Source organism: Streptosporangiales bacterium (genome assembly GCA_009379955.1).
GTDB lineage: Bacteria > Actinomycetota > Actinomycetes > Streptosporangiales > WHST01 > WHST01.
Map to the genome: position 1 here is coordinate 18,830 of WHST01000008.1, position 23,784 is coordinate 42,613.

At 70.7% G+C, this 23,784-nt stretch carries 25 protein-coding genes; 21 read left to right on the top strand and 4 right to left on the bottom strand.

The features are described 5' to 3' along the window. The first annotated feature begins 49 nt into the window (after positions 1 to 49). The 15 genes from GEV10_03890 (at position 50) to GEV10_03960 (ending at position 15,003) form a co-directional block, all read left to right on the top strand. Positions 50 to 643 (top strand): amino acid synthesis family protein, encoded by a 594-nt coding sequence (locus tag GEV10_03890; protein MQA77617.1) that lies wholly within the window; start codon positions 50 to 52, stop codon positions 641 to 643. Between the two features lie 159 nt (positions 644 to 802). Further along, positions 803 to 1,972: an amidohydrolase family protein gene (locus GEV10_03895; protein MQA77618.1), complete on the top strand. Its 1,170-nt coding sequence runs from the start codon at positions 803 to 805 to the stop codon at positions 1,970 to 1,972. 379 nt (positions 1,973 to 2,351) lie between these two features. Beyond that, positions 2,352 to 3,116 (top strand): MarR family transcriptional regulator, encoded by a 765-nt coding sequence (locus GEV10_03900; protein MQA77619.1) that lies wholly within the window; start codon positions 2,352 to 2,354, stop codon positions 3,114 to 3,116. 78 nt (positions 3,117 to 3,194) lie between these two features. Beyond that, on the top strand, positions 3,195 to 4,835 hold the full coding sequence (locus tag GEV10_03905) for a UbiD family decarboxylase (protein ID MQA77620.1): 1,641 nt from the start codon (positions 3,195 to 3,197) through the stop codon (positions 4,833 to 4,835). Positions 4,836 to 4,907: 72 nt separating this feature from the next. Further along, on the top strand, positions 4,908 to 5,750 hold the full coding sequence (locus GEV10_03910; protein MQA77621.1) for an ABC transporter permease subunit: 843 nt from the start codon (positions 4,908 to 4,910) through the stop codon (positions 5,748 to 5,750). After that, positions 5,734 to 6,585, top strand: a complete 852-nt coding sequence (locus tag GEV10_03915) for an ATP-binding cassette domain-containing protein (protein MQA77622.1) — start codon at positions 5,734 to 5,736, stop codon at positions 6,583 to 6,585. Before GEV10_03910 ends, GEV10_03915 begins: the two co-directional genes overlap by 17 nt. Further along, positions 6,512 to 7,648, top strand: coding sequence for a PhnD/SsuA/transferrin family substrate-binding protein (locus GEV10_03920; GenBank protein ID MQA77623.1), 1,137 nt, complete (start codon positions 6,512 to 6,514; stop codon positions 7,646 to 7,648). Before GEV10_03915 ends, GEV10_03920 begins: the two co-directional genes overlap by 74 nt. Positions 7,649 to 7,677: 29 nt before the next feature. Further along, positions 7,678 to 8,526: a xanthine dehydrogenase family protein subunit M gene (locus GEV10_03925; protein MQA77624.1), complete on the top strand. Its 849-nt coding sequence runs from the start codon at positions 7,678 to 7,680 to the stop codon at positions 8,524 to 8,526. Beyond that, a complete protein-coding gene (locus tag GEV10_03930; GenBank protein ID MQA77625.1) occupies positions 8,319 to 9,080 on the top strand; it encodes a 2Fe-2S iron-sulfur cluster binding domain-containing protein in 762 nt (253 codons plus the stop codon). Before GEV10_03925 ends, GEV10_03930 begins: the two co-directional genes overlap by 208 nt. After that, on the top strand, positions 9,077 to 11,527 hold the full coding sequence (locus tag GEV10_03935; GenBank protein ID MQA77626.1) for a molybdopterin-dependent oxidoreductase: 2,451 nt from the start codon (positions 9,077 to 9,079) through the stop codon (positions 11,525 to 11,527). The genes GEV10_03930 and GEV10_03935 overlap by 4 nt, the downstream gene beginning before the upstream one ends. Then, positions 11,524 to 12,225 carry an enoyl-CoA hydratase/isomerase family protein gene (locus tag GEV10_03940; protein ID MQA77627.1) on the top strand — a complete coding sequence of 234 codons (702 nt, stop codon included), beginning with the start codon at positions 11,524 to 11,526 and terminating at the stop codon, positions 12,223 to 12,225. Before GEV10_03935 ends, GEV10_03940 begins: the two co-directional genes overlap by 4 nt. Before the next feature lie 83 nt (positions 12,226 to 12,308). Then, positions 12,309 to 12,998 (top strand): FCD domain-containing protein, encoded by a 690-nt coding sequence (locus GEV10_03945; GenBank protein ID MQA77628.1) that lies wholly within the window; start codon positions 12,309 to 12,311, stop codon positions 12,996 to 12,998. Next, positions 12,999 to 13,499 carry a hypothetical protein gene (locus GEV10_03950; protein MQA77629.1) on the top strand — a complete coding sequence of 167 codons (501 nt, stop codon included), beginning with the start codon at positions 12,999 to 13,001 and terminating at the stop codon, positions 13,497 to 13,499. Between the two features lie 32 nt (positions 13,500 to 13,531). Beyond that, on the top strand, positions 13,532 to 14,125 hold the full coding sequence (locus tag GEV10_03955; protein MQA77630.1) for a UbiX family flavin prenyltransferase: 594 nt from the start codon (positions 13,532 to 13,534) through the stop codon (positions 14,123 to 14,125). A gap of 29 nt (positions 14,126 to 14,154) precedes the next feature. Then, positions 14,155 to 15,003 carry a TIGR03620 family F420-dependent LLM class oxidoreductase gene (locus GEV10_03960; GenBank protein MQA77631.1) on the top strand — a complete coding sequence of 283 codons (849 nt, stop codon included), beginning with the start codon at positions 14,155 to 14,157 and terminating at the stop codon, positions 15,001 to 15,003. 4 nt (positions 15,004 to 15,007) lie between these two features. Here GEV10_03960 and GEV10_03965 read toward each other — a convergent pair whose 3' ends face one another. From GEV10_03965 to GEV10_03980, 4 genes are all read right to left on the bottom strand, one after another. Further along, positions 15,008 to 15,919: a phospholipase gene (locus tag GEV10_03965; GenBank protein ID MQA77632.1), complete on the bottom strand. Its 912-nt coding sequence runs from the start codon at positions 15,917 to 15,919 to the stop codon at positions 15,008 to 15,010. A 219-nt stretch (positions 15,920 to 16,138) separates the two neighbouring features. Next, positions 16,139 to 16,597 (bottom strand): 2Fe-2S iron-sulfur cluster binding domain-containing protein, encoded by a 459-nt coding sequence (locus tag GEV10_03970; protein MQA77633.1) that lies wholly within the window; start codon positions 16,595 to 16,597, stop codon positions 16,139 to 16,141. Then, positions 16,594 to 18,918 carry a molybdopterin-dependent oxidoreductase gene (locus GEV10_03975; GenBank protein MQA77634.1) on the bottom strand — a complete coding sequence of 775 codons (2,325 nt, stop codon included), beginning with the start codon at positions 18,916 to 18,918 and terminating at the stop codon, positions 16,594 to 16,596. The genes GEV10_03970 and GEV10_03975 overlap by 4 nt, the downstream gene beginning before the upstream one ends. Beyond that, positions 18,915 to 19,751, bottom strand: a complete 837-nt coding sequence (locus GEV10_03980) for a molybdopterin dehydrogenase (protein MQA77635.1) — start codon at positions 19,749 to 19,751, stop codon at positions 18,915 to 18,917. Before GEV10_03980 ends, GEV10_03975 begins: the two co-directional genes overlap by 4 nt. Before the next feature lie 124 nt (positions 19,752 to 19,875). Here GEV10_03980 and GEV10_03985 point away from each other — a divergent pair, with 124 nt between their 5' ends. The 6 genes from GEV10_03985 (at position 19,876) to GEV10_04010 (ending at position 23,693) form a co-directional block, all read left to right on the top strand. After that, positions 19,876 to 20,643, top strand: a complete 768-nt coding sequence (locus GEV10_03985) for a helix-turn-helix domain-containing protein (protein ID MQA77636.1) — start codon at positions 19,876 to 19,878, stop codon at positions 20,641 to 20,643. 71 nt (positions 20,644 to 20,714) lie between these two features. Further along, positions 20,715 to 21,359: a TetR family transcriptional regulator gene (locus GEV10_03990; GenBank protein MQA77637.1), complete on the top strand. Its 645-nt coding sequence runs from the start codon at positions 20,715 to 20,717 to the stop codon at positions 21,357 to 21,359. Between the two features lie 7 nt (positions 21,360 to 21,366). Continuing rightward, a complete protein-coding gene (locus GEV10_03995; protein MQA77638.1) occupies positions 21,367 to 22,320 on the top strand; it encodes a phenylacetic acid catabolic family protein in 954 nt (317 codons plus the stop codon). After that, a complete protein-coding gene (locus tag GEV10_04000) occupies positions 22,314 to 22,646 on the top strand; it encodes a DUF59 domain-containing protein (protein MQA77639.1) in 333 nt (110 codons plus the stop codon). Before GEV10_03995 ends, GEV10_04000 begins: the two co-directional genes overlap by 7 nt. Before the next feature lie 50 nt (positions 22,647 to 22,696). Next, positions 22,697 to 22,912 carry a phenylacetic acid degradation b gene (locus GEV10_04005; protein MQA77640.1) on the top strand — a complete coding sequence of 72 codons (216 nt, stop codon included), beginning with the start codon at positions 22,697 to 22,699 and terminating at the stop codon, positions 22,910 to 22,912. A gap of 1 nt (position 22,913) precedes the next feature. Beyond that, complete coding sequence (locus GEV10_04010; protein ID MQA77641.1) at positions 22,914 to 23,693, top strand: hypothetical protein; 780 nt, start codon at positions 22,914 to 22,916, stop codon at positions 23,691 to 23,693. Positions 23,694 to 23,784: the final 91 nt, after the last annotated feature.

Here is a 23,784-nt window from a genome sequence, read left to right on the forward strand (position 1 = left end):
TTGATTAGATGACTTTTGTAAATTACTTTTGTCATCTACTCCAGTCAAGATGCGATCGGGAGGCGCGACCGTGGGGTACGACATTCGGAAGTGGTTCGGTGCCGTCGAGCACACCAGGCACGAGGGTGGGCCGGTGGCGGACGAGCCGTTGGGCAAGGCGGTCGTGGCCGTGGTGATCGCGAACCCGTACGCGGGGGAGTACGCCGACGACCTCGCGAAGCTGATCGGGCCGAGCGCCGAGCTCGGCACGGAGCTGACCCGCCGCGGGCTCGAGCTGCTCGACGGCAAGGCGCAGGGGTGCGGCAAGGGTGCGATCGTCGGGGCCTCCGGTGAGCAGGAGCACGGCGTCGCGTGCCTGACGACGCCGTTCGGCGACGCACTGCGCGCCGGCGTCGGCGGCGGTGAGGCGTGGGTCAGCTCGGCCACCAAGGTCGGCGGCCCCGGTACCACCCTCGACATCCCGCTCGCGTACAAGGACGCGCTGTACGTCCGCTCGCACTACGACGCGATGACGCTGGCGATCCCGGACGCCCCGCGGCCGGGCGAGATCGTCGTGGCGGTCGCGCTGTCGACCGGTGGCCGCGTGCACGCCCGGGTGGGCGGGCTCGCCCTGGCCGACGCGAAGGGAGATGGTGTCCGATGAGAGCGCAGGAGCTGCTCCGGTCGCCTTCGCTGTCGCAAGACCGCCGGAGGCAGATGACGCTGACCGACCGCCTGTGGCTCGCGGTGCGCGAGCTCGGCCGGCAGGTGCGGGCGGGGCGGCTGCTCAGTCTGGGCGCGTTCGGTCGGAAGGGTGGGGTGTATGAGTACGGCGCTCGTCAACATTGGTGAGTCGCACGCCGGTGACGCCGCCGGCAGCCCGCTGGACGGCGACGCCATGGTCCTCGACCGCGGCGACATCGTGTGGGTGGGCGACACCTCGGAGGTGACGGCGGGCGCGCACGAGACCGTCGTCGACGTCGCAGGCGCGACCGTCATCCCCGGCCTGATCGACTCGCACGTCCACACGACGTTCGGCGACTTCACGCCGCGGCAGGGGATGCTCGGCTTCCTCGACAGCTACCTGCACGGTGGCACCACGCGGGTGATCTCCGCGAGCGAGGTGCATGTGCCCGGCCGGCCGACGGACGTCGTCGGCGTCAAGGCGCTGGCCGTCGCGGCCCAGCGCTGCTTCGCCGACTACCGGCCGTCGGGCGTCACCGTCCACGCCGGGTCGGTCATCCTCGAGCCCGGCCTCACCAAGGCCGACTTCGCGGAGCTGCGCGCGGCGGGCGTCTGGCTGGCCAAGGCGGGCTTCGGCGCGTTCGGCGGGCCGATGGAGTACGTGCCCATCGTGCACGCCGCGCGGGAGGCCGGCATCGTGGTCATGACCCACTCCGGAGGCGGGTCGATCCCCGGCAGCCTGTCCAAGATCTCGGTCGACGTGATCCTCGCGATGCGGCCGAACATCGCGGGCCACGTCAACGGCGGGCCCACGGCGCTCGACCCGGAGGAGAACGCCAGGATCGTCGAGGAGGGCGACGGGATCGCGCTCCAACTCGTCCAGGCGGGCAACCTGCGGTCGGCGATCGACATCGCCGACCGGGCGCTCGCGGCGGACGCGTTCGAACGCGTGCTCATCGCCACCGACACCCCGACCGGCACCGGGGTCATCTCGCTCGGCATGCTGCGGCAGATGGCCGAGCTCGCCTCGCTCTCGGAGCTCACGCCCCGTCAGGTGGTGACCGCCTGTACCGGCAACGTCGCGGGCGTCTACGGCCTGTCGGCGGGCCTGCTCGAGGTGGGTCGCCCGGCCGACGTCCTCGTGGTCGACGCCCCCGTCGGCGGCCGCGGCGACGACGCCTTCGCCGCTCTCGCGATCGGCGACCTGCCGGCCGTCGCGGTCGCGATCACCGCAGGCGAGGTGCGCTTCACCAAGAGCCGCAACACCCCGCCCCCCACGCGTCCCGTGACAGTCAGGAGTGGCAAGTGAAGGGCATGCTCTTCTCCCAGATGGAGCCGCCGCCGGGCTGGGAGGACGACTTCCACGACTGGTACGAGAACGAGCACATCCCGGACCGCCTCGCGCTCGACGGGTTCGACGTCGCGACGCGCTACGCGGCCGTCGAGGGTGGTCCCGCCCACCTCGCCGTGTACGAGATCGGCGACATGGGCGTGCTCGACACCCCCGCCTATCGCAGGCTCAAGGAGCAGCCGTCGGAGCGCACCGGGCGGATGCTGGCCAACGTCCACGGCTTCACCAGGTTCACCTGCGAGCTGACGTCGGACACCGGGCCAGAGGGCGCGCGTGGCGACTATCTGTCCGCGGTGGCGTTCGAGGTGCCGGAGGAGGACGTCGACGCGTTCGACGACTGGTACGAGAACGAGCACGTCGCCGCCCTGTTGCAGGCCGACGGCTGGCTGCGGGTGCGGCGCTGGCGCGTACGGTCCGGCGACGGCGGACCGTGGACACACCTCGCGCTGCACGAGCTCGCCGACCTCGACGTCATGGATTCACCGGAGCGGGCCGCGGCTCGGGTCGGGCCGAAGCGCGACGCCCTCGCCGGCAGGAAGTGGTTCGAAATGTCGGGTCGGTGGCTCTACCGGGTGTTGAATCGATACTCGTGAGCGACAACAGGAAGGGCCGCCGCCAGGCTGTCAGCACCGATGCACCCGCTACCAAGGATGCGCAGGGGCGCGACGTCGAGGGCCCGGAGTTCCATGCGTACTTCTCCGGCATCGCCGAGGCACACCACGTCATCCGCAAGGTGTTCCGGCTCGTCGACGAGCAGGCAAAGAAGGCGGGTCTCGAGCCGCTCGAGCACAAGCTGCTGATCCAGGTCTTCGGCGCGCCGTCGGCGCCGCTGTCCGTCCAGGCGGCCGCCACGCGCCTCGACGTCTCGTCCGCGCTCGCGTCGCGACTGCTCAAGGGGCTCGTCGACCGGGGTCTGGTGACCCGGGTGCCCGGGCAGACCGACCGGCGGGTGACGAGGGTGGAGATCACGGTGGCGGGCCGTGACCTGCTGGCCGCGGTCGACAGGGACGTGCGGCACCACGTGGGCCTGTTCCAGTCCGGGCTCACCGACGCCGAGCGCGACGGAGCGCTGCGCATCTTCGCGTTCTATCTCGGTCGCTGAGCACGACGTCTGGTCGATATTGCCTGACGGTAGTATCGTCATACAGTGCCTCATGAGTCGCAAGTGGACATCGATGCCGTGACTGCCGAGCCGGCGGTGGCCACCGGCTATCGCGACTTCCGCCGGCACCTACGGGACCTCGACGACGCCGGGCTGCTGGTCACCGTCGACGAGCCCATCGACAAGGACACCGAGCTGCACCCGCTGGTGCGCTGGCAGTTCTGCGGGGGCATCGCCGAGCCGGACCGGCGCGCATTCCTGTTCACCGACGTCCGGGACGGTGCCGGGCACGGGTTCGACGTGCGGGTGGCGGTCGGAGCGCTCGCCGCCAGCCGCGCGATCTACGCGACGGCGCTCGGCTGCGACCTGGCGAGGGTCGGCGAGGTGTGGCGGCGCGCGATCGACGTCCCGCGTGCGCCCGTCGAGGTGTCGTCGGCCCCCTGCCAGGAGATCGTCAGGGAGGGTGCGGCGCTCCGTGAGCCGTTCGGCGGCCTCGACGGGCTGCCGGTGCCGATCTCCACGCCCGGCTGGGACAACGCGCCCTACCTCAGCGCCGGGCACTTCGTCACCCGCGACCCCGACACGGGGATCCAGAACATCGGCAACTACCGCGGCCAGCTCAAGGCGCGCGACCGGCTCGGCGTGATGGTGCTGCAGACGTTCGACCAGGGGATCACGCCGCACTGGCGCAAGGCGAAGGCACGGGGGGAACGGCTCCCGTGCGCCGTCGTGCTCGGGCCGCCGCCCGCGGTGAGCCTCGCCGCCGTCAACAAGCTGCCGCCCGACCTCGACGAGCTGGCCGTGGCCGGCGCGCTGGTCGGGCAGGCGATACCCGTCGTCGCCTGCCGGACGGTCGACGTCCTCGTCCCCGCCGACGCCGAGCTCGTGATCGAGGGCTGGATCGACACGGAGCTGCTCGAGCCCGAGGGCCCGTTCGGCGAGTCGCACGGCTACGTCAGCCCGCAGGAGTACAACGGCTTCCTCGAGGTCACCGCGATCACCCGCCGGCACGACGCGGTCCTGCCGTCGATCATCAGCCAGGTGACGCCGAGCGAGTCGAGCATGATCAAACTCGTGTCGTACGAGGCGTCGTTCCTCGCGCACCTGCGGCGGATCGGCATCCACGGTGTCGACTCGGTCTTCCTGCACGAGCGGCTGACCAACCTCCGCAAGGTCGTGGTGCTGCGCTTCGACGACCGGCACGACGACGCGAACGTCTGGCGCGCGCTGCACGCGGCGGCATCGTTCCAGTCGGCCGTCGGCAAGCTCGTGGTCGCGGTCGACGCGGACATCGACCCGGCCGACTCCGACAGCCTGCTGTGGGCGATGTCGTACCGCATGGACCCGCGGTCGGACCTCGAGCTGATGGGCCACCGCACCTGGGGTCACGGCCCGCCGCCGATCTCCGCCGACGGCGGCGACGGCGCGCTGCTGATGGACGCGACGCTGAAGAAGCCGTACCCGCCGATCGCGCTGCCGCGCCGGGAGTTCATGGAACGGGCACGCGCGATCTGGGAGCGGCTCGGCCTGCCGCCGCTGACGCCGCAGCCGCCCTGGTACGGATACTCGCTCGGCGACTGGTCGTCCGCGCTGGAGGACGAGGCGACGCTCGCGGTGCAGGGCCGCTACTGGGAGACCGGTGACGCGGCGGTCGCACGCCGCCGCGGCGACGTCGCGATGAACACCCCCGTCGACGATCTCCCGCCACCCTCCGAATGACAGATTGTTTGACCAGATGACGGTAATACCATATGTTCAGATACACCCGAGCGAGCGACGGGAGGAGCTGTCATGAGCGGGCAGCGAACACTCCCGTCACCCGCGCGGCTGCAGAAGCTGCCCGCGCAGGGGACCGTGCGTCGCACTGCCGGTAGCGGCCGGCTCGGGCGCTACCGGGCGCCGATCGTCGGGGCGACCGCTGTCGTCCTCGTGATCGTGGCCTGGCAGCTCGCCGTGGTGCTGGAGCTCGTCGACGTCTCGTTCATCGCGGAGCCGACGGCGATCGGCGAGGAGCTCGTGCGTCTGTTCACCTCCGGCGTGATCTTCGAGGACCTGGCCACCAGCGGCATCGAGCTCGCCGTCGGCCTGGGGCTCGCCGCGGTCGTCGGCATCGGGCTCGGGTTGATCATCGGCTGGTACCGCCTCGCGGACGAGTTCTTCGAGCCGCTCGTCACGAGCCTGTACGCCACGCCGCAGGTCGCGCTGGTGCCCGTACTGATCCTGTGGTTCGGGATCGGCATCGGCTCGAAGATCGCGGTGGTCTTCCTGATGGCGGTCTTCGAGATCCTCGTCAACACCCGCGCGGGTGTGCGGACCGTCGAGGAGAACGTCATGCGGGCCGCGCGGAGCTTCGGTGCCACCGACAGACAGCTGGTCCGCACCATCGTGCTGCCGTCCGCGGTCCCGTTCATCGCGACAGGACTTCGTCTCGGCGTCGGCAAGGGTCTGGTCGGCGTCGTGGTCGGCGAGCTCTTCGCGGCCAAGGCCGGGGTCGGATTCCGGCTGACGACGGCGGCGGCGAATCTGCAGATGACCCAGATGTACGCGACGCTGGTCATCATCGCGGCCGTCGGCGTGGCACTCACGCTGCTGCTCAAGCGGGTGGAGAGGCATTTCGATGCCTGGCGAGTCTAGGACCGCGGCCGGCACGGCACGGCAGCACGGCGACGGCGAGATCCCCGACAGTGACCTCGTCCTGCGCGCCAGCGGCGTGGAGGTCGAGTTCCCGCTCCGCGACGGCAGCCGGCACCTCGCGATCGACGGCGTCTCGCTGGAGGTGCGGCGCGGTGAGTTCGTGTCCATCGTCGGCCCGAGCGGGTGCGGCAAGACGACGTTCCTCAACGCGGTCGACGGGCTCGTACCCACGCGGGGCGGGTCCATCGAGGTCGCGATGCGCGACCGCGAGGAAGGCGGCACCCGTAGCCGGGCGATGGTGTTCCAGGACGCCTCGCTGCTGCCGTGGCGCACGGTCCTGCGCAATGTGTCGTACGGGCTCGAGTTGCACGGTGTGCCCAAGCAGGAGTGTCGCGAGCGGGCGCTGGAGCTCATCGAGCTGGTCGGCCTCAAGGGCTCGGAGGACCGCTATCCGCGCCAGCTGTCCGGCGGTATGAAGCAGCGGGTGAACCTCGCGCGCGCACTCGTCGTCGACCCGGAGATCCTGCTGCTCGACGAGCCGTTCGCCTCGCTCGACGCGCAGACGCGCGAGTACATGCAGGCGGAGCTGCTGTCCATCTGGGCGCGCGCGGGCAAGACCGCGGTGCTCGTCACCCATCAGATCGACGAGGCGGTCTACCTCTCCGACCGGGTGGTCGTGTTCTCCAAGGGCCCGGGACGGGTCAAGGACACGATCGAGGTCGGGCTCGACCGCCCACGCAAGCTCGCCGTCAAGCGGAGCGATGTCTTCCGTGACCACGAGACGCGGATCTGGAATCTCATTCAGGACGAAGGTGAGCCCGATGAAGGTCAATGACGACAACGGACACCGGAGGCGGTCGTGGCGCGTGGTCGGGGCCGCTCTCGCCGCCGTGGTCCTGTTCTGCGGCGCGCTCACCGGCTGCGGCAAGGGCGGCGGGAAGTCGGTCTCCGAGGGTGAGGGCGGCATGCAGAAGCTCACTATCGGCATGTCGGTGAACGACGTGGTCTTCGCGTCGGTCTACGTCGCCGACGAGCTCGGCTTCTTCGAGAAGGAGGGGCTCGAGGTCGACCTGCGTCCGTTCAAGGGTGGCTCGGCGCTGCAGGCGGCCTTCGCGTCCGGCGACATCGAGGTGGCGGGGATCGGCGCGTCCTCGGCGATCCGGGCCAACGCCGCCGTCAACCAGGACATCAAGTTCATCATGTCGTTCCAGGCAGGCGTGCCGTACGACGTGATCGTCAGCAAGCGGATCAAGTCGTGGCAGGATCTCAAGGGCAAGGCGATCGCCATCACCAAGCCGGGTAGTCAGACCGAGCTCATCACGCGGGCGTTGCTGGAGCAGAACGGTCTCGACCCTGACAAGGACGTGACGATGATCAGCACCGGCGGCGACGCCGAGCAGACGGCCGCCCTGAAGACGGGCAGCGCCGACGCGACGGTGGTGAGCGCCGCGAGCAAGCACCTGATCAAGGTCGCGGACGGCCGCCTGCTGCAGGCGTCCGAGGACATCACGGTGCCGATGCAGACCAACGGTCTCGGCGTCACCCAGGACATCCTCGACGAGCACCCCGACGTCGCGAAGAAGACCGTCCGCGCGCTGATGCGGGCGGCGGCCGCCATGCACGATCCGGAGCAGGAAAAGGCCGTCAAGGACGCCTTCGAGAAGGGCCTCGGCGAGAGCGATCCCAAGACCCAGCAGGAGTGGTGGGACTACGTCTCGTCCGATCCCGAGCGGATCTTCCCCGTGGCCGGTGACATCGACAAGGACGGCGTGGCGAACGTGCTGAAGCTCGTCGAGGAGACCGAGCCGAAGGCCGCTGATCTGTCCCCGCACGACGTCGTCGACGACTCGATCATCCGCGGCGAGGCGAAGCTGGCGCGCTCGCTGGAGAAGAAGTGAACCGGCGACACCACTAGGAACGGAAGCACATGTACCCACGCGCCTTCGCGTACGTCCGTCCGCGGAGCACCGAGGAGGCCGTCGCGCAGCTCGCCGAGCACGGCGACGGAGCCAACGTCCTCGCGGGCGGCATGAGCCTCGTGCCGATGCTCAAATACCGGCAGCGCGCGCCGGGCGTGCTCGTCGACATCGGCCGGCTGACCGACCTCGCCGGCGTCGACGCGACCGGCGACACGGTCGAGATCGGTGCGACCACCCGGCACGCCGACGTCGCCGCGCTCGCGTCCGGCGCAGGCGTCACCCCGATGCTCGCCGAGCTCGCCGGGCGGATCGGTGACGTCCAGGTGCGCAACATGGGCACCGTCGGTGGTGGTCTCGCGGCCGTCGAACCGACCGGCGACTGGGGTGCGGCGCTCCTCGCCCTGCGCGGCGAGGTCGTGGCGGTCGCGAGCGGCGGGGAGCGGCGGATCGCGGCCGACGACCTGTTCGTCGCCACGTACACCACGAGCCTGCGTCCCGACGAGCTGCTGACCCGTGTCCTCCTACCCCAGGGCGGACGGCTCGGTGCCGCGCAGGCGAAGTTCGAGCGCCGCACCGCGGCCGGCGTGCTGAGCTGTGTCGCCGCGGTATGTCTCGGCGACGGTGATGACGTCATCGAGGCAGGCGTGGGATGCATCGGCCTCGAAGGACACCCGGTACGCCTCACCGAGGTCGAGGACGTCCTGCGCGGGCAGCCGTTCGGGTCCGAGCTCGTCGCCGCGGCCGCGGCCGCGGTCGGTGCCGACGACTTCCGGCGCTCGGTGCTGGGAAGCCTGGTGCGAGACGCCTTGGAGCGGGCCGGTGCGCAGGCGTCGGCGGGAACGGGAGCGAAGCGGTGAGCGATCGCGGGGATGACGTGAGCGAAGAGTCGAACGGAACGGCGCAGGCAAGTGCGGCGCGGCGTGCGGTGGCCCTCATCGTGAACGGGCGCGAGCACGTGGTGCAGGTCGAGCCCCGCACCCTGCTCGTCGACGCGATCCGCGACCACGTCGGGCTCACCGGCACCCACATCGGTTGCGACAGCACGAGTTGCGGCGCGTGCACGGTGCTGCTCGACGACCGGCCGGTGAAGTCGTGCACGCTCTTCGCCGTGCAGGCGGAGGGGTCGCGGCTGCGCACCGTCGAGAGCGTTGGCTCCGACGACGGCACGCTGCACCCGCTGCAGCAGGCGTTCGAGGACGAGTTCGCCTTCCAGTGCGGCTACTGCACCGCGGGCATGCTGATGTCGTCACTCGCGATGTACGAGCGTGACGACCCGCCGGATCGCGGCGAGATCAGGCGGTGCCTGGTCGGCAACCTGTGCCGGTGCACCGGCTACGAGTCGATCGTCGACGCGGTCGAGCTGGCAGTCACCCGGCGCGGCGCCGCCGACCAGGAGGCGGAGGCGCGATGACGGCACCGACCACGACGGCAGCGACCACGACAGCGCCGGCGCAGGGCACGGTCGGCACCAGCATGCCCCGGGTCCGCGACCGTGAGGTGTTGCGCGGCGAGGGCACGTACGTCGGCGACGTCAGGCTCCCGGGCATGGCGCACGCCGTCTTCTACCGCAGCCCCCACGCGCACGCCAGGATCACCCGGCTCGGCCTCGACCGGGTGCTGGCCCTGCCCGGGGTGCTGCTCGCCCTCACCGCGGACGACCTCGAGTCGCGCGTGCACACCATGCAGCCGTTCCCGTTCCAGAGCCGCAACCCGTTCCGCGGCGGCAACCCGGAGATCAGGTTCGCCGACCGGGTGGGTCTCGCGCGCGACAAGGTGCGGTACGTGGGCGAGCCGGTCGCGATGATCGTCGCGGACGACCGCTACGTCGCGGAGGACGCGCTCGAGCTCGTCGACGCGGAGTACGAGGTGCTGGCTCCGGTGCTCGACGCCGAGACCGGTGCGGGTCCCGACGCACCCCTGCTGTACGAGGACTGGGGCGACAACGTCACCTTGCGCTTCCACGTCTCGTCCGGCGACGTCGACGCGGCGTTCGAGGAGGCCGACGTCGTCGTCGAGCGCGAGCTGCGGCACCACCGGTTCAGCGGCACGCCGATCGAGCCGCGCGGAGTCGTCGCGAAGTACGACGACCCAGCCAATACCCTGACGGTCTGGACGTCGAGCCAGATCGCCCACGCCGTCGGCGTCCTGCTCGAGAACAGCATCAGGTCCGAGCAGCCGGTGTCGGTCAGGGTCATCACGCCGCGCGTCGGCGGCGGGTTCGGGCAGAAGTGGGGGTTCTACCCCGAGGAGCTCGTCGTGCCCGTGGGCGCGATGCTCGCCGGCCGGCCGGTGCGCTGGATCGAGACCAGGCGCGAGCACATGGTGGCGACCAACCACGCACGCGAGCAGACCCACCACGTGGCGATGGCGATGCGGCGCGACGGCACGATCCTCGGGCTGCGCGACCGCATCTACGCCGACCTCGGCGACGCGTTCCCCGTCGGCGGTCTCGCCTCGATCGTGACCACGCCGATGTTCGTGCCGGGCGCGTACAAGATCCGCAACTACGAGGCGCACCTGTTCGGGATCGCAACCAACAAGACGCCGTTCGGTGCCCACCGCGGCTTCGGCAAGTCCGAGGCGGCGTTCTGCATCGAGCGGATGATGGACGAGGCCGCCCGGGTGCTCGACCTCGACCCCGTCGCGGTCAGGATGAAGAACTTCATCCCGCCGGAGGACTTCCCCTACGTCTGCGCGACCGGGTCGAGGTACGACAGCGGCAACTACCCGGGCGCGATGAACCGCCTGGTGGAGCTGCTCGACTACGACGGCTGGCGCGAGCGCCAGCGCGAGGCCCGTGCGCAGGGACGCCTCCTCGGCATCGGCACGATCCTCGCGATCGAGCCGTCGTCGTCGACCCGCATGGGCTCGTACAACAACGGCTACTACAGCGTGCGCCTCGCGATGGACCCCGCCGGACAGGTCATCGTCGCCACCGGTGGCAGCGACGAGGGTCAGGGGCACTCGACCACCGTCGCGCAGCTCGTCGCCGACGAGCTCGGCGTCGACCCGAGCGCGGTGCGGCTCGTCGAGGGCGACACCGACCACACGCCGTACGGCTCCGGCTCGTACTCCAGCCGGTTCTCCGTCGTCGGCACGTCCGCGGTGACGATGGCGAGCCGCCAGCTGGCGGAGAAGATCAAGCGGATCGCGGCGCACCTGCTGGAGGCCGACGCGGGCGACCTGGAGCTCGGCGGCGGCAGGGTCTCGGTGAAGGGCGCACCCGTCGACGGCACCGGGGCGACGCTGACGGTGCGCGACGTCGCGCGGGTCGCGTACCACCGCATCCACGACCTGCCGGAGGGGGAGGAGCCGGCGCTGGAGCTGCTGTACCACTACCGCGACCCCAACATCGACTTCCCCGCGGACGAGCGCGGCCGGGTGGCGATGTTCTCGAGCTTCCCGTACTCGGCCGACGGCGCCGTCGTCGAGGTCGACCCCGAGACGGGACGCATCGAGATCCTCACCTACGTCAGCGTGCACGACTGCGGCAACCACCTGAACCCGAAGATCGTCGAGGGCCAGCACCTCGGCGCTCTCGTCCACGGCTTCGGCGGCGCGCTGTACGAGCAGTTCACGTACGCGCCGGACGGGCAGCCCCTCAACCGGCACTTCCGCGAGTACCTGATCCCGACCGCGGCCGACATGCCGCCGCTCACGCTGGACCACCTCATCACGCCCAACCCGTTCACGCCCGGCGGGTACAAGGGCGCGGGGGAGACCGGCACGGTCACACCCGTGCCCTGCCTGGCCAACGCGGTCGAGGACGCGCTGCGGCCGCTGGGCGCCAGGATCTCCCGGATGCCGTTGCTGCCCGACGTCGTGTGGGCGCAGATCCACGCTGGAAGGAACACATGAGCGAGCTGGTGCAGGTCGAGGTCGAAGGACCGGCGACGTACGTCACGCTGAACCGTCCCGACGAGCAGAACAAGATCACGTACGCGATGATGCGTACGCTGGTGAGTGCGCTGGAGCAGGCGAAGGGATCCGACATCCTCGTCGTGCGGGCGAACGGTGACGACTTCTGCCTCGGTCGCGACCAGTCCGAGCGGCCGGAGGGCGTGACTCCGGCGCAGAATCTCGGTGCCATCGCCGAGGTCAACGCCCTCGTCGACGGGTTCGAGGGCGTGTCGGTCTCGCTGGTCCGGGGTCGGGCCGTCGGGTTCGGCAGCGGCCTCGCGGCCCAGTGCGACCTGACGATCGCCGGTGCGACGGCGCAGTTGGGCTTCGACGAGATCTCGCACGGCTTCCCGCCGCTCGTCGTCCAGACCTGGCTGACGCGTTACGTGTCCCGCAAGGTGGCGCTCGACCTCGTGTTCACCGGGCGTCGGGTGCCGGCGGCCGAGGCCAAGGAGCTCGGCCTGGTCACCCGGGTCGTGCAGGACTCCGACGTCGATGCGGTCGGCGCCGCCGTGGTCGCCGGGCTGAGCGCGTCGAACGCCAGCGCGCTGCGGCGCGCGAAGAGCTTCCTGGACGAGATCGACGACGTGCCGCTCGCCGACCGCGGTGCCCACGGCGTGCGCGAGCTCGTCGCGTGGCGGAAGGCGAACGCGTGAGGTCACACGGCCCGACGGGCGTCCGGGCCATACTGTGCCCTAACTCGCGCACGATCTGCGTTGTGAGCTGATGGACGGGGAGAGTGGACGACGTGTCGGCATCAGGAGAACTTCGCGTCGCGGCTGTCGCGGCACCACTTCGGGCACAGGTCGTCCGCAACCTGCGTGAGGCGATCCTCAACCGCACCTTCCAGCCCGGCCAGCGACTGGTCGAGCGCGAGCTGTGCGAGCTCACCGGCGTGAGCCGCACGACCGTACGCGAGGCGTTGCGCCAGCTGGAGAGCGAAGGGCTCGTCCGCCTGGTCGCCAACCAGGGCCCGATCGTGGCGAAGATGTCGCTTGAGGAGGCGCGCGACCTCTACGACGTCAGGGGAGTGCTCGAGGCGCTCGCGGCGAGCAGGTTCGCGGCGACGGCGACCGACGACCAGATCCGCCGGCTCGCCGAGGTCACCGATCGGTTCGAGGAGACGGTGCGCGGCGGCGAGCTCAGCGACATCGTCGCCCGTAAGGACGAGCTCTACGCGGTGCTGCTCGAGGGTGCCAACAACCCCGTCGTACGCCAGGTGCTCGAGTCGCTGTGGGGGCGCATCGCGTACCTGCGTGCGACGTCGCTGCGCAGGCCGAGGCGCACGCAGGAGGTCGCCGGCGAGGTGCGCAAGGTCGTCGACGCGATCGTCAGGCGCGACGCCGACGAGGCGTGGACGCTGTCGCGCTGGCACGTCGACCGGGCGGCCGAGGCGGCGCTCGAGGTCCTCGAGTCGGAGGGTGGCTGAGTGCCCGATCCCCTGGACGACAAGCAGGTACGCACGGGGTTCAACAGGCTCGCGGTCGCGGTCGCGATCGTCTCGACGTTCGACGGCGACGAGCCGCACGGCTCCACCGGCATGGCCTGGGCCGAGCACGTCGACCCGCCGCTCGTCCTCACGACGCTCCGGCGCGCCGGCGCGAGCCGTCGACTCGTCGAGGCCACCGGGATGTTCGGCGTCAGTGTGCTCGACGAGGGGCAGGACGAGTACGTACGCCGGTTCGCGGCGAAGTCGCACCGGCCGGGTGACAGGTTCGACGGGGTTCCATACGCACCGGGGCCGCGGCTGGGACTGCCGCTGCTCGACGGCTGCGTGGCGACGTTCGAGTGTGAGGTGAAGGACATCCATCCCTTCGGCGGACACGACATCGTCGTGGGCGAGGCGGTCTCGGCCACGGCGTCCGGCGACCAGCGGGCTCTCGTCCACTACGACGGCCACCTCTGGGCGTTGCGCAGGGACGCGCAGTGAACGCAGGAGGTGAGTCGCGTCCCAAGCGGATCATCGTCGCGGTGACGGGCGCGTCGGGCTCCGTCTACGGCGCGCGCACGGTCGAGGTGCTGCGCGAGGTCCCGGGCGTCGAGACGCACCTGATCGTCACGTCGGGCGCCCGCAAGACGCTCGCGTACGAGACCCCGGTCGACCCGGCGGCGATGGCCGAGATGGCAGACGTCGTGTACCGCGAGAACGACCTCGCCGCGGCGATCTCCAGCGGTTCGTTCCACACCGACGGCATGGTGGTCGTGCCCTGCAGCATCAAGACGCTGTCGGGCATCGCGAACTGCTACGACGACAACCTCGTCGTCCGTGCCGCCGACGTCGTGCTGAAGGAGCGTCGCCGGCTCGTGCTCGTAGTGCGCGAGACGCCGCTGCACCTGAACCACCTGCGGCTGATGACGCAGGTCACCGAGGCCGGCGGCATCGTCGTCCCGCCGGTGCCCGCGTTCTACAACCACCCGAAGACGGTCGACGACATCGTCGACCAGACCGTGGGCCGGGTGCTCGACCTGTTCGGGCTCGACCCGGGCGTGGTCAAGCGCTGGCAGGGCAGCCAGGACGCGGCTCGGCGTGCGAGAGAGCAGCGCGGCGGGGAATGACGGGACGGCGTGAGGAGGTTGGCACCGGTATGACTGAGCATCTCGACGGAGCAGTGGACCTGGGCAGGATCGGCATCTGGCGGCGCGCGTCCGGGCTCGACGCGGACCTCGCGATCGAGGTCGAGCGGCTCGGCTACGGCGCCATCTGGATCGGCGGCTCGCCTGCGGGCGACCTCAGGCTCGCCGAGAGCCTCCTGGACGCGACCGAGCGGATCCCCGTCGCGACGGGGATCGTGAACATGTGGAAGGACGACGCCGAGACCGTCGCGCAGTCGTACCACCGCATCGTGGCCGACCATCCGGGACGCTTCCTGCTCGGGGTGGGCATCGGTCATCCCGAGGCGACCCGGCAGTACGAGAAGCCGTACGACACGATCGTGTCCTACCTGGACGCTCTCGACGGCGCCGGCGTGCCGGTGCAGGGCCGTACGCTCGCCGCGCTCGGACCGAAGGTGCTGCGGCTGTCGGCCGAGCGCAGCGCGGGCGCGCATCCGTACCTCACGACACCCGAGCACACCAGGCAGGCGCGCGAGACGCTCGGGCAGGGCCCGTTGCTCGCGCCGGAGCAGAAGGTCGTGCTCGACACCGACCCGAAGCGGGCACGTGCGATCGGGCGTCCCGTTGTGCGCAACCCGTACCTCGACCGCGTCAACTACCGCAACAGCCTGCTGCGACTCGGCTGGAGCGAGTCCGACCTCGATGACGGTGGCAGCGACCGGCTCATCGACGCGCTCGCCGTACACGGCGACGCCGAGACCGTCGCTGCCGGCCTGACCGCGCACCTCGACGCGGGCGCCGACCACGTCTGCCTCCAGGCCCTGAGCGAAGACGACGACCCGTTGCCGTCATACCGCGCCCTGGCGGAAGTCCTGCTCTGACCGCTCAGAACCTCAGCAGCCGGTCGGCGAAGTCGGGCGGGTACGCGTGGTCGAGGCCGTCCACCAGGTCGAGCGTCAGCTCGGCGGGGGACAGTGCCTCGACCGTCGCCCGGACGTCGTCGGCGAGGTCGTCGTCGGCACCCACGATCACCGTGCCCCTGATCAGCGCGCGTTGTGCGGGGAGGCGGTCCGGGTCGATCGCGGGGGCGACGAGCAGGACCGATGCGACGGGCCGCGGGTCGGCCGTCAGCGCCCAGAGCAGCGCCGCGCGCCCGCCCGCCGAGAAGCCACCGGCCACCATCGGCAGCTCGCGCTCGCCGTCGGACAAGGTCTCCAGCGCGAGGCGGACGTCCGCGGCGGCAGCCGCCTGGTCGGGCCAGGTGCGGTAGGTCGGCGTGCTGCGCCTGCTCGACGTCACCGCGACCACCACGAAGCCGGCCGCCGTGCCCGCCGTCCAGGTCTCCGCTGTGTCCTCTGCCTCCTGGTCGGCGCCGTGCAGCGCGACCAGGACGCCGCGCGGCGCTGTACCGGGGCGCAGGACGACGGGCGGGATGGGAGCCTCCTCCCGGTGCGCTGCCTCGCAGCGCCGCCCCGACTCCTCGGCGAGCTCGGCGTAGCCCGGCAGCTCGCGGACGGCGACGAGGCCGTCGTCGTCGGTCAGGATCCGTACATCCCACCACGCGCCCTCGGTGAGCGCCGCCCGCAACGTCGCGAGCGCCGCCCGCGGGTCACCCGATGTCGCGTGCAGGCACGCCGCCAGGTGCGCGAGGTCGGAGCGCCAGGGGAGCAGCCCGTCGGCCTCGGCGTCGATGCGGGCGAGCGCGTCGGCGTAGCTCCCCTCCCCGTAGAGCTTGCCGACCTCGTCGCCCAGCGCGTCGAAGTGTCGCCGGTCGGCGCGCGAGTAGGTGGAGGCCATCGGGGGGAGTCAAGCGGAGTCCGACGCCCGGCCGCAACGCAGTACCGGTCAAGGTCGGCGATGGTGCCACCGACCCTGACCACTTCCCACGGCGGAGCCGCACTTCCCATGGCGTATGCGCCGTGGGAAGCGCGTATCCACCCACTGAACATGATCAATCGTGGCTGGGGTGGGGCCTGCTCGGTGAGGCAGTGGCCAAGAGGCCGAGAACGGAACGAACTAGCCTCGCCGACGAACCGCCGCCCTGTCGATGGCGCGGCGAATCTCGGGGTACGCGCCGCACCGGCACTTGTTGCCCTCCAGGTGCGAGGCGACCGCCTCGTCGTCGGGCGCGGAGTTCTCGGCGAGCAGCTCGTGGGTCATCAGGACCATGCCGGGGATGCAGTAGCCGCACTGCATCGCGCCGCCGTCGACGAACGCCGCGACGACGTCGTCGCCGGCCGGGAGGCCGTCAGCGGTCGTGATGTCCGCGCCGTCGTACGCGACCGCCCGGGCGAGGCAGCTGCTCACGCTTCGGCCCGACACGAGCACCGTGCACGCGCCGCAGGCCCCGACACCGCAGCCCTCGCGGACGCTCGTGCACCCCGCGTCGCGGCGCAGGACGTCGAGCAGCATGTCGTCGTCGGCGGCCTGGACCCGCAGGTCGACGCCGTTGACGGTCAGGACGATCGGCCTCATGCCCTGCCTGCCTCTCCGAGTGCGGTGAAGACCCGCTCGGGTGTCAGCGGCAACCGGTGGAAGCGGATGCCGGTCGCGTCGCGGACGGCGTTGGAGATCGCCGGAGCGAGCGGGATCAGCGTGGTCTCGCCGACTCCCTTCGCGCCGAACGGTCCCGTCCGGTGCGGGCTCTCGACGACGATCGGCGTCAGCCGGTCGGGGACGTCGGCGAGCGCGGGCAGCTGGTAGTCGAGCAGCGAGCCGTTGCGCACGCGTCCCTCGTCGATCACGAGATGGTCGAAGAGCGCCTGCCCGAGCCCCATGATCGCCGCGCCGGTGAGCTGCTGTTCCACCAGCGTCGGGTTGATCGCGCGGCCGACGTCGCCGGCCACCGCGAGGTGCTCGACGTGGATACGGCCGGTGCGCGTGTCGACGGTGAGTTGTGCCGCGGCGGCGCCGGCGAACCAGTGCTCGGTGACCCGCGGCGAGCGACCCGTCGCCTTGTCGTACGGGATCCACTCGGTGCTGAAGTTCGCCTCGCTGGTGAGCGTGGTGCCGCGCGCGCCGAAGTGTCCCTCGACGAGCTCGGGGATGCTCGCGGACTGCTGCGTCGACGCACAGCTGAGGCCGTCCTGGGTCAGCTTGACGTCCGTCGCCGGGACGCCGAACCGCTCGGCCGCGAGCTCGACCAGCCGGTCGCGCATGGACTCGGCGACCTTCCTGACCGCGTTGCCCGTGTGGTACGTCGAGCGGCTGCCGGCGGTGATCGTGTCGTACGGCGTGACGTCGGTGTCGGCGCCGACCACGCGCACCCGACCCGCGTCGAGGCACAGCACCTCGGCGGCGATCTGCGCCATGATCGTGTCGCTGCCCTGACCCATGTCGATCGTGCTGATCATGAGACTCGCCGAGCCGTCCTGGTTGAGCTGCAGCACGGCGTTCGAGATCGTCGGGGTGAGGACGGCCTTCACGCCGACGGCGACACCGCGACCGCGCAGCAGGTGCCCGTCGGCCCTGACGAGCGGGGCGTCCCAGTCGAGTGCGTTCGTGACCTCGTCGAGGCAGGTGACGAAGTCGGCGCTGTGCATCGGCGTGCCCACGACGGCCTCGTCGCCCTCGCGCAGCAGGTTGCGCCGGCGGAACGCGGCCGGGTCCTCGCCGTGCTCCCTGGCCAGCTCGTCGACGAGCGACTCGTGTGCCCAGGTGACCTGCGGGACACCGAAGCCGCGGTACGGGCCGGCGGACGGCTTGTTCGTGTAGACGCAGCGGGACCTGATCCACGCGTGGTCCATCCGGTACGGCCCGGTCGCGACCATGCCGGACTTGGCGGCGATCCGCGGTCCGATGTCGGCGTAGGCGCCGGTGTCGTAGCGCACGTCGGCCGTGCCCGCCGTGACGTTGCCGTCCTCGTCGGCCGACATGCTCGCGGTGACGGCGACCCCGTGCCTGGTGGTGAGGACGAACGCCTCCTCGCGGGTCACCGTCACGCGGACCGCGCGCCGCTGGGTCCAGGCGAGGACGGCCGCGAGCGGTTCGAGCCGGTCGTACATCTTGGCGCCGAACCCGCCGCCGAGCGGTGCGGTGCGTACGCGCACCCGGTTGAGCGGGACGTCGAGCAGGTCGGCGAGGGCCTGGCGGACGTACGAGGGCGTCTGCGTCGCGGTGAGCACCGTCAGCCGGTCACCCTCCGGCCAGGCCGCGGTGTAGGGCAGCTCGATCGGCACGTGATGGGTGGGCGGGCACCAGAACTCGCCGTGGACGTTCGTCGCGCCCGCCGCGGCCTCGTCGGCGTCGCCCTTGCGCAAGACGAACTCGTAGTTGACGTTGGTGTCGCGCCTGCCGCTGAGGTGCCGCAGGTCGCCGAACACACTCGACGGTCGGAGCTCGTCGTGCACGTACGCACCACCGCGGACGGCCTCGTCGACGTCGTGGACGGGGACGAGGTCCTCGTACTCGACCGAGACGGCCGCGGCCGCGTGCCGTGCCGTGCGGCGGTCCTGGGCGAGGACGGCGACGACGGGCTCGCCGACGTACCTGACCTTGCCGACGGCGAGCGGCGGCTGGTCGGAGAACGCGGGTCCGGTGTGCAGTCGCTCGCCGAACTCGGCGAGGAGGTCCTGTCCGGTGACGACGGCCACGACGCCCTCGACAGCCCGGGCGCGCGAGACGTCGATCGAGACGAGGCGGGCGTGCGGGCGCGTGCTGCGGTGTACCGCGACGTCGAGACATGCGGGCACCGGCAGGTCGGCGGCGTACATCAGCCGCCCGCGCACCTTCGCCTCGCCGTCGACGCGCGGCCAGCGGGCGCCGACGGCGCCGTTGCCTGCGAGCGGAGGCGTCATCGGGTTTCCTTCCAGATGGCGCGGACGGCTTCCTCGACGGCGAGCAGGGCGAGATGCCGCTTGTACGCCACACCGCCGCGGACGTCGGCCACGGGATCGAGGACGGGCTCGGCGAGGCGGCGGGCCGCGTCCACGGCATCGTCGTCCCCGGTGCCGGTGGGCAGCTGTACCGCGACGTAGCGGGGGGTGTCGGCGACCGCGCCGAGCCCGAGGCGCAGCTCGGTCGACCCGCCGGCACGGACGGCGAGGGCGGCGACGGACACGCACGGCCAGTCGCTCTCGGACAGGCTCGTGTACTTGACGAACGCGTGGGCGCCGGACGGCTGGCGCGGCACGTCGACGGCCGTCACGATCTCGTCGGGGGCGAGCGCGGTGCGTTCCGGCCCGGTGAACAGCTCGCGGACCGCGAGGCGACGCGAACCCGTCCGCGACGTCGCCTCGACGTGGGCGTCGAGGACCTGGAGGGCGCCGAGCGGGTCGAGTCGGGGATCGGCGAAGGCGAGGTTGCCCGCGACGGTCGCGACGTTCCTGATCCGCGGGTGCGCCACCGCGGCGTACGCCCGCGCCGCGAGCGGGACGGCCGACGTGACGACGGGGTCGCGCTCCATCCGGCGCAGCGTCACCAGGGGACCGAGCCGGAGCCCGCCGGCGGTCTCGGCGACGGCGTCGAGTCCCTCGATCGCGGCGAGATCGACCAGGTGGCCGGGCTGGGGAGCTCCCTGCGTGGCGCGCAGCTGCAGCGCGGTGCCGCCGCCGTGCACGGCGGGCGTGTCGAGCGTGGCCATCAGCTCACACGCCTCTTCGAGGGTGCGGGGCCTGTGGAACACTGCCATCGGGTCACACCTTCAGGACGAGAATGACCGCCATACGAGACTAGTTGTACTCGATAATGGACACTAGACGATCGCATCCCGAGGGGTCAATGGCGACCGGTGCGACGAGCGGACGAGGTGAGCGATGACGAGCGAGGTGCCGGCGGTGGCCAACGCCGTACGGGTGATGGAGCGCATCGCCGCGGCGTGGCCGCAGGCCGTCTCGTCGGGCACCCTGATCAGGGAGCTCGAGCTCAACCGCAGCACCTGCTACAACATCCTCGGCACGCTCGAACGGGTCGGCTGGGCGACGAGCCAGGGGGCGCGTGCCGGCTGGTCGCTCGGCCCGCGGTTGCTCGCGCTGACCGGGGCCTCGGCCGACACCGTGACCGCGGTCGTCCAGCGCGAGCTCGACGAGTTGAGCAAGGAGCTCGGCTTCGTCCTCTTCGTCGTCCGGCGCACCGGAGCGGGCGCGTACGCCGTCGGCGCGAAGGCAGAACGCGGGCAGGGCGTCCGTGTCACGGTCAGCCCGGGCGACACCTTCCCGTTCTCGGCGCCGGCGATCATGCAGGCCTTCTACGCGTGGACCGAGCCGGACGAGGTCGCGCGGCTGATCGCCAGGTACGGCGTGGAGCGGTTCACGTCGCGCACGGTCACCGACGCCGAGGGTGTGCGCAGACTGCTCGACCTGACCCGCGAACGCGGTTACGGCGCGAGCGTGCAGGAGTACGACCTCTCCCAGTCGGGCGTGGCCGCCCCGGTCTTCGACGCCCGTGGCCGCGTCTCGATGGTGCTGTGCTCGCTGGCGTTCTCGTCCGAGGTCAACGAATCCAACGTCGACCGGTACGGCACGATGCTCCGCGACTGCGCCGACCGTATCACCGCGCAGACCGGCGGCGTCCCGCCGGAGTAGTCGGTACGGGAAACGGCACCGAAAACTGGCTCTTGTCTCCCTGTGGTCCGTTCACATACTATCCAGTCAGTATGTCGACGACGATGGATCAGCAGGCGGCGCGCGGCAAGAAGGCCGAGCAGCGCCGCGCCAGCATGCACCGGCTGATGGAGCTGGCCCGTGCGCAGTTCATCGCGCAGGGGTACGACGCGACGACGGTCGACCAGATCGCGGCCGGCGCGGGCATGAGCAAGGGCGCCGTCTACTTCTACTTCAAGAGCAAGGCCAACCTGCTGTCCGCGCTGCTCGACGAGGCCGAGCGGCTGACGGTCGACCCGGCGTTCGGTGCGGTCGAGGAGGCGAGGGGGTCGGCGCGCGACCAGCTCGTCGCGTTCCTGCACTCGCAGTCGATCGCCGGTCAGGAGTACGCCGACCGGATGCTGCTGATCATCCTGATGTCGATCGAGCTGCACGGTAGGGACACCCCGGTCGAGGACCGGTTGGCGTCCGTCGACGACCGGATGAAGAAGCTCCTGACCACCGTCGTGTCCGCCGGCAAGCGGCAGGGCGTGTTCACCAAGGCGGTGCCGACGAAGGAGCTGGTGAGCGTCATCCTCGCCGTCAACCAGGGCTGCTTCCTGCAGTGGTACCGGCGCAGTGACGAGCTCAACGGCCACGAGCTCGTGCGCGCGCTGCGTACGACGATCCTCGACGGCGTCCTCGAGAGAAAGGGCTGAGCTCGACATGACGACTCAGGTGAAGGAACGGACCGACGACCCTCGCGAGGCCGCGTTGCGGCAGCGGGTCAAGGCCGGCTACCAGCTCGAGGACCCCAGCGAGATGACGCCTCGCTACCGCGACGTCCTCGTCAACACGATGCACATCGCGGCCGACCTCGAGGTCGTGACCCTGCCGACGTACTCGCCGGCGATCAGGACCGCGCCGACCCTCGACGACAAGATCGCGATCGCCTCGGCGTGCCAGGACGAGCTCGGTCACGCGCAGGTCATGTACCGGCTGCTCGAGGAGTTCGGGTACGACACCCACCACTTCCTCTTCGAGCGCGACCCGCACGAGTGGCGCACGTTCCAGATGCTGGAGTTCCCGCACGACGACTACATCGAGTCCGTGGTGTCGATGTGCTACGGCGACCGAGCCGGCTACATCACCACCGTCGACCTCGAGGAGAACTGTTCGTTCGCGCCGTTCGCCAGGTCGCTGCGCAAGGTGAACTTCGAGGAGACGTTCCACATCGGGCACGGCGAGCGCTGGGTGAGGTTCTTCTGGAACCTCAACGAGACCGCCAGGCGCCGGGTGCAGGACGCGGTCGAGTTCTACTTCCCGCTGTGCGCCGCGTGGTTCGGCGTGCCCGACGAGATGAAGAAGCGCACCGACCAGCTCGCGTACAAGATCCGCGGCGCGTCGAACGACGAGATGCGCCAGAAGTGGCTCTCGCAGGTCGTGCCGTTCAGCGAGGCGATCGGCATCCGGGTCCCCGCGCACTTCGACGAGGAGAGTGGCAAGTTCGTCCTCGACTACGAGCCGCCGATCCACCTCGACGAGAAGACCCGCAAGTGGGACTACGACCGCCGGATCACCTGGGAGGAGCAGTTCACGATCTGGAAGACGGGCAGCAGGCACAAGGTCCCGTCGATCAGTCGGCTGCACGAGGAGATCTGGGGTGACGACCTGTGGTGACGGCGACGGTCACGCAGGTGACCAGGGAGCAGGTCGTCGAGGCTCTGGAGGACGTCCACGACGCGCACGTGCCGGTGAGCCTGCGGAGCATGGGCATGCTCGCTGACGTCGAGGTCGAGGGTGACCGCGTCGTGGTCTCGATGTGCATCCCGTGCATGGCGTGTCCCGCGATCTCGTTCCTCACCGACCAGGTGCGCGCACGCGTGCTGGCCATCGACGGCGTCGCCGCCGTCGACGTCGAGCCTGGACTGCACCTGTCCTGGGACCGCGACTCGGTCGACACGCGGACGCGAGAGCTCATGCGCGCCAACGGAATCCAGCTGTGAAGGCGGGGGAGATGAAGAAGACGTTCGATCCCGAGCGCGAACGCGGCGGCATGGTGCCCCGCTACTACGAGGTGTTCGCGCGGAAGAGCTCCGACGACGCCCTCGCCCACGTCGGCTCGGTGGAGGCACCGAACGACGACCTCGCCCAGGTGCGCGCCTGGTACATCTACGACCAGCACAGCTGGAAGGAGATGTGCGTCGTCCCGACCGAGGCGATCATCCCGGTGCGGCTGGGCAAGCACTCCACCCGGATCAAGATGGCGTGAGATGAAACCAGCACTCGAAGGCATCGACGGCGCGGCGCGCACGGCTCTGCAGGACGAGCTGCTGTGCATCGGCGACACCAAGCTCGTCCTCGGCAACTGGTTCGCCGAGTGCGTGATGAACGGCAAGTCGCTGCCGGACTTCGCGGCCATGCTCGGCATGTGCACGGCGTCGTACGGCCAGACCCGTGCCGTGTACCACTTCCTCGACACCCTCGACCACTCGTACGGCCACCTCGAACTCGGCCGAGGAGCGGGCGAGATCCGCTCGATGGACCTGCTCGATGCGCCGCCGCGCAACTGGCAGGACTTCATCGTCACCACCTGGCTCGCGGAGCAGGCGACCTGGTCGCTGGCGTCGGGATTCCTCCGGCACCGGGACAGGACGATCGCCGGCATCGCGCGCAAGATCGGCGAGGAGGCGTACTTCCACCTCAAGTACGCCACGGGGTGGATGCGCATCATCGAGGCGTCGGACGAGGAGCGCGACCGTGTGGACGAGGCGATGCGACGGCGGTACCCGCTGGCCCTCGGGTGGTTCGGGCCGACCGGCTCGCCGGACGCCCTGTTCGAGGCAGGCCTGCGCGACGACCCGATCGACGACATCAGGACGGGATTCGCGCGCGAGGTCCACGACGTCGTCACCTCGCTCGGCGTCGACGTGGACGTGCTACCCGAACCGGGCTTCGGACCGGACTGGCGGCCGGACGCGAGGCGGACCGGCGAACTTCCGGCGCGGCTCTTCGAGGTGATCAGGTTCAAGGATCAGGAGCTGGCGAGATGAGGAGCGCAGGAAGCGGGCGCGTGGGAGCACAGAGAAGGCCGCCCGATCGTGAGCTGTATCCGGCTGACGACGACTTCGCCGGCGTCAGCTG

What these genes read in the sequence shown, in the direction of transcription:
- GEV10_03890 (MQA77617.1), top strand. Translation starts at nt 50, where the DNA reads ATGCGATCGGGAGGCGCGACCGTGGGGTACGACATTCGGAAGTGGTTC.
- GEV10_03895 (MQA77618.1), top strand. Translation starts at nt 803, where the DNA reads ATGAGTACGGCGCTCGTCAACATTGGTGAGTCGCACGCCGGTGACGCC.
- GEV10_03910 (MQA77621.1), top strand. Translation starts at nt 4,908, where the DNA reads ATGAGCGGGCAGCGAACACTCCCGTCACCCGCGCGGCTGCAGAAGCTG.
- GEV10_03915 (MQA77622.1), top strand. Translation starts at nt 5,734, where the DNA reads ATGCCTGGCGAGTCTAGGACCGCGGCCGGCACGGCACGGCAGCACGGC.
- GEV10_03920 (MQA77623.1), top strand. Translation starts at nt 6,512, where the DNA reads ATGTCTTCCGTGACCACGAGACGCGGATCTGGAATCTCATTCAGGACG.
- GEV10_03925 (MQA77624.1), top strand. Translation starts at nt 7,678, where the DNA reads ATGTACCCACGCGCCTTCGCGTACGTCCGTCCGCGGAGCACCGAGGAG.
- GEV10_03930 (MQA77625.1), top strand. Translation starts at nt 8,319, where the DNA reads ATGCATCGGCCTCGAAGGACACCCGGTACGCCTCACCGAGGTCGAGGA.
- GEV10_03935 (MQA77626.1), top strand. Translation starts at nt 9,077, where the DNA reads ATGACGGCACCGACCACGACGGCAGCGACCACGACAGCGCCGGCGCAG.
- GEV10_03940 (MQA77627.1), top strand. Translation starts at nt 11,524, where the DNA reads ATGAGCGAGCTGGTGCAGGTCGAGGTCGAAGGACCGGCGACGTACGTC.
- GEV10_03960 (MQA77631.1), top strand. Translation starts at nt 14,155, where the DNA reads ATGACTGAGCATCTCGACGGAGCAGTGGACCTGGGCAGGATCGGCATC.
- GEV10_03965 (MQA77632.1), bottom strand. Translation starts at nt 15,919, where the DNA reads ATGGCCTCCACCTACTCGCGCGCCGACCGGCGACACTTCGACGCGCTG.
- GEV10_03970 (MQA77633.1), bottom strand. Translation starts at nt 16,597, where the DNA reads ATGAGGCCGATCGTCCTGACCGTCAACGGCGTCGACCTGCGGGTCCAG.
- GEV10_03975 (MQA77634.1), bottom strand. Translation starts at nt 18,918, where the DNA reads ATGACGCCTCCGCTCGCAGGCAACGGCGCCGTCGGCGCCCGCTGGCCG.
- GEV10_03980 (MQA77635.1), bottom strand. Translation starts at nt 19,751, where the DNA reads ATGGCAGTGTTCCACAGGCCCCGCACCCTCGAAGAGGCGTGTGAGCTG.
- GEV10_03985 (MQA77636.1), top strand. Translation starts at nt 19,876, where the DNA reads ATGACGAGCGAGGTGCCGGCGGTGGCCAACGCCGTACGGGTGATGGAG.
- GEV10_03990 (MQA77637.1), top strand. Translation starts at nt 20,715, where the DNA reads ATGTCGACGACGATGGATCAGCAGGCGGCGCGCGGCAAGAAGGCCGAG.
- GEV10_03995 (MQA77638.1), top strand. Translation starts at nt 21,367, where the DNA reads ATGACGACTCAGGTGAAGGAACGGACCGACGACCCTCGCGAGGCCGCG.
- GEV10_04005 (MQA77640.1), top strand. Translation starts at nt 22,697, where the DNA reads ATGGTGCCCCGCTACTACGAGGTGTTCGCGCGGAAGAGCTCCGACGAC.
- GEV10_04010 (MQA77641.1), top strand. Translation starts at nt 22,914, where the DNA reads ATGAAACCAGCACTCGAAGGCATCGACGGCGCGGCGCGCACGGCTCTG.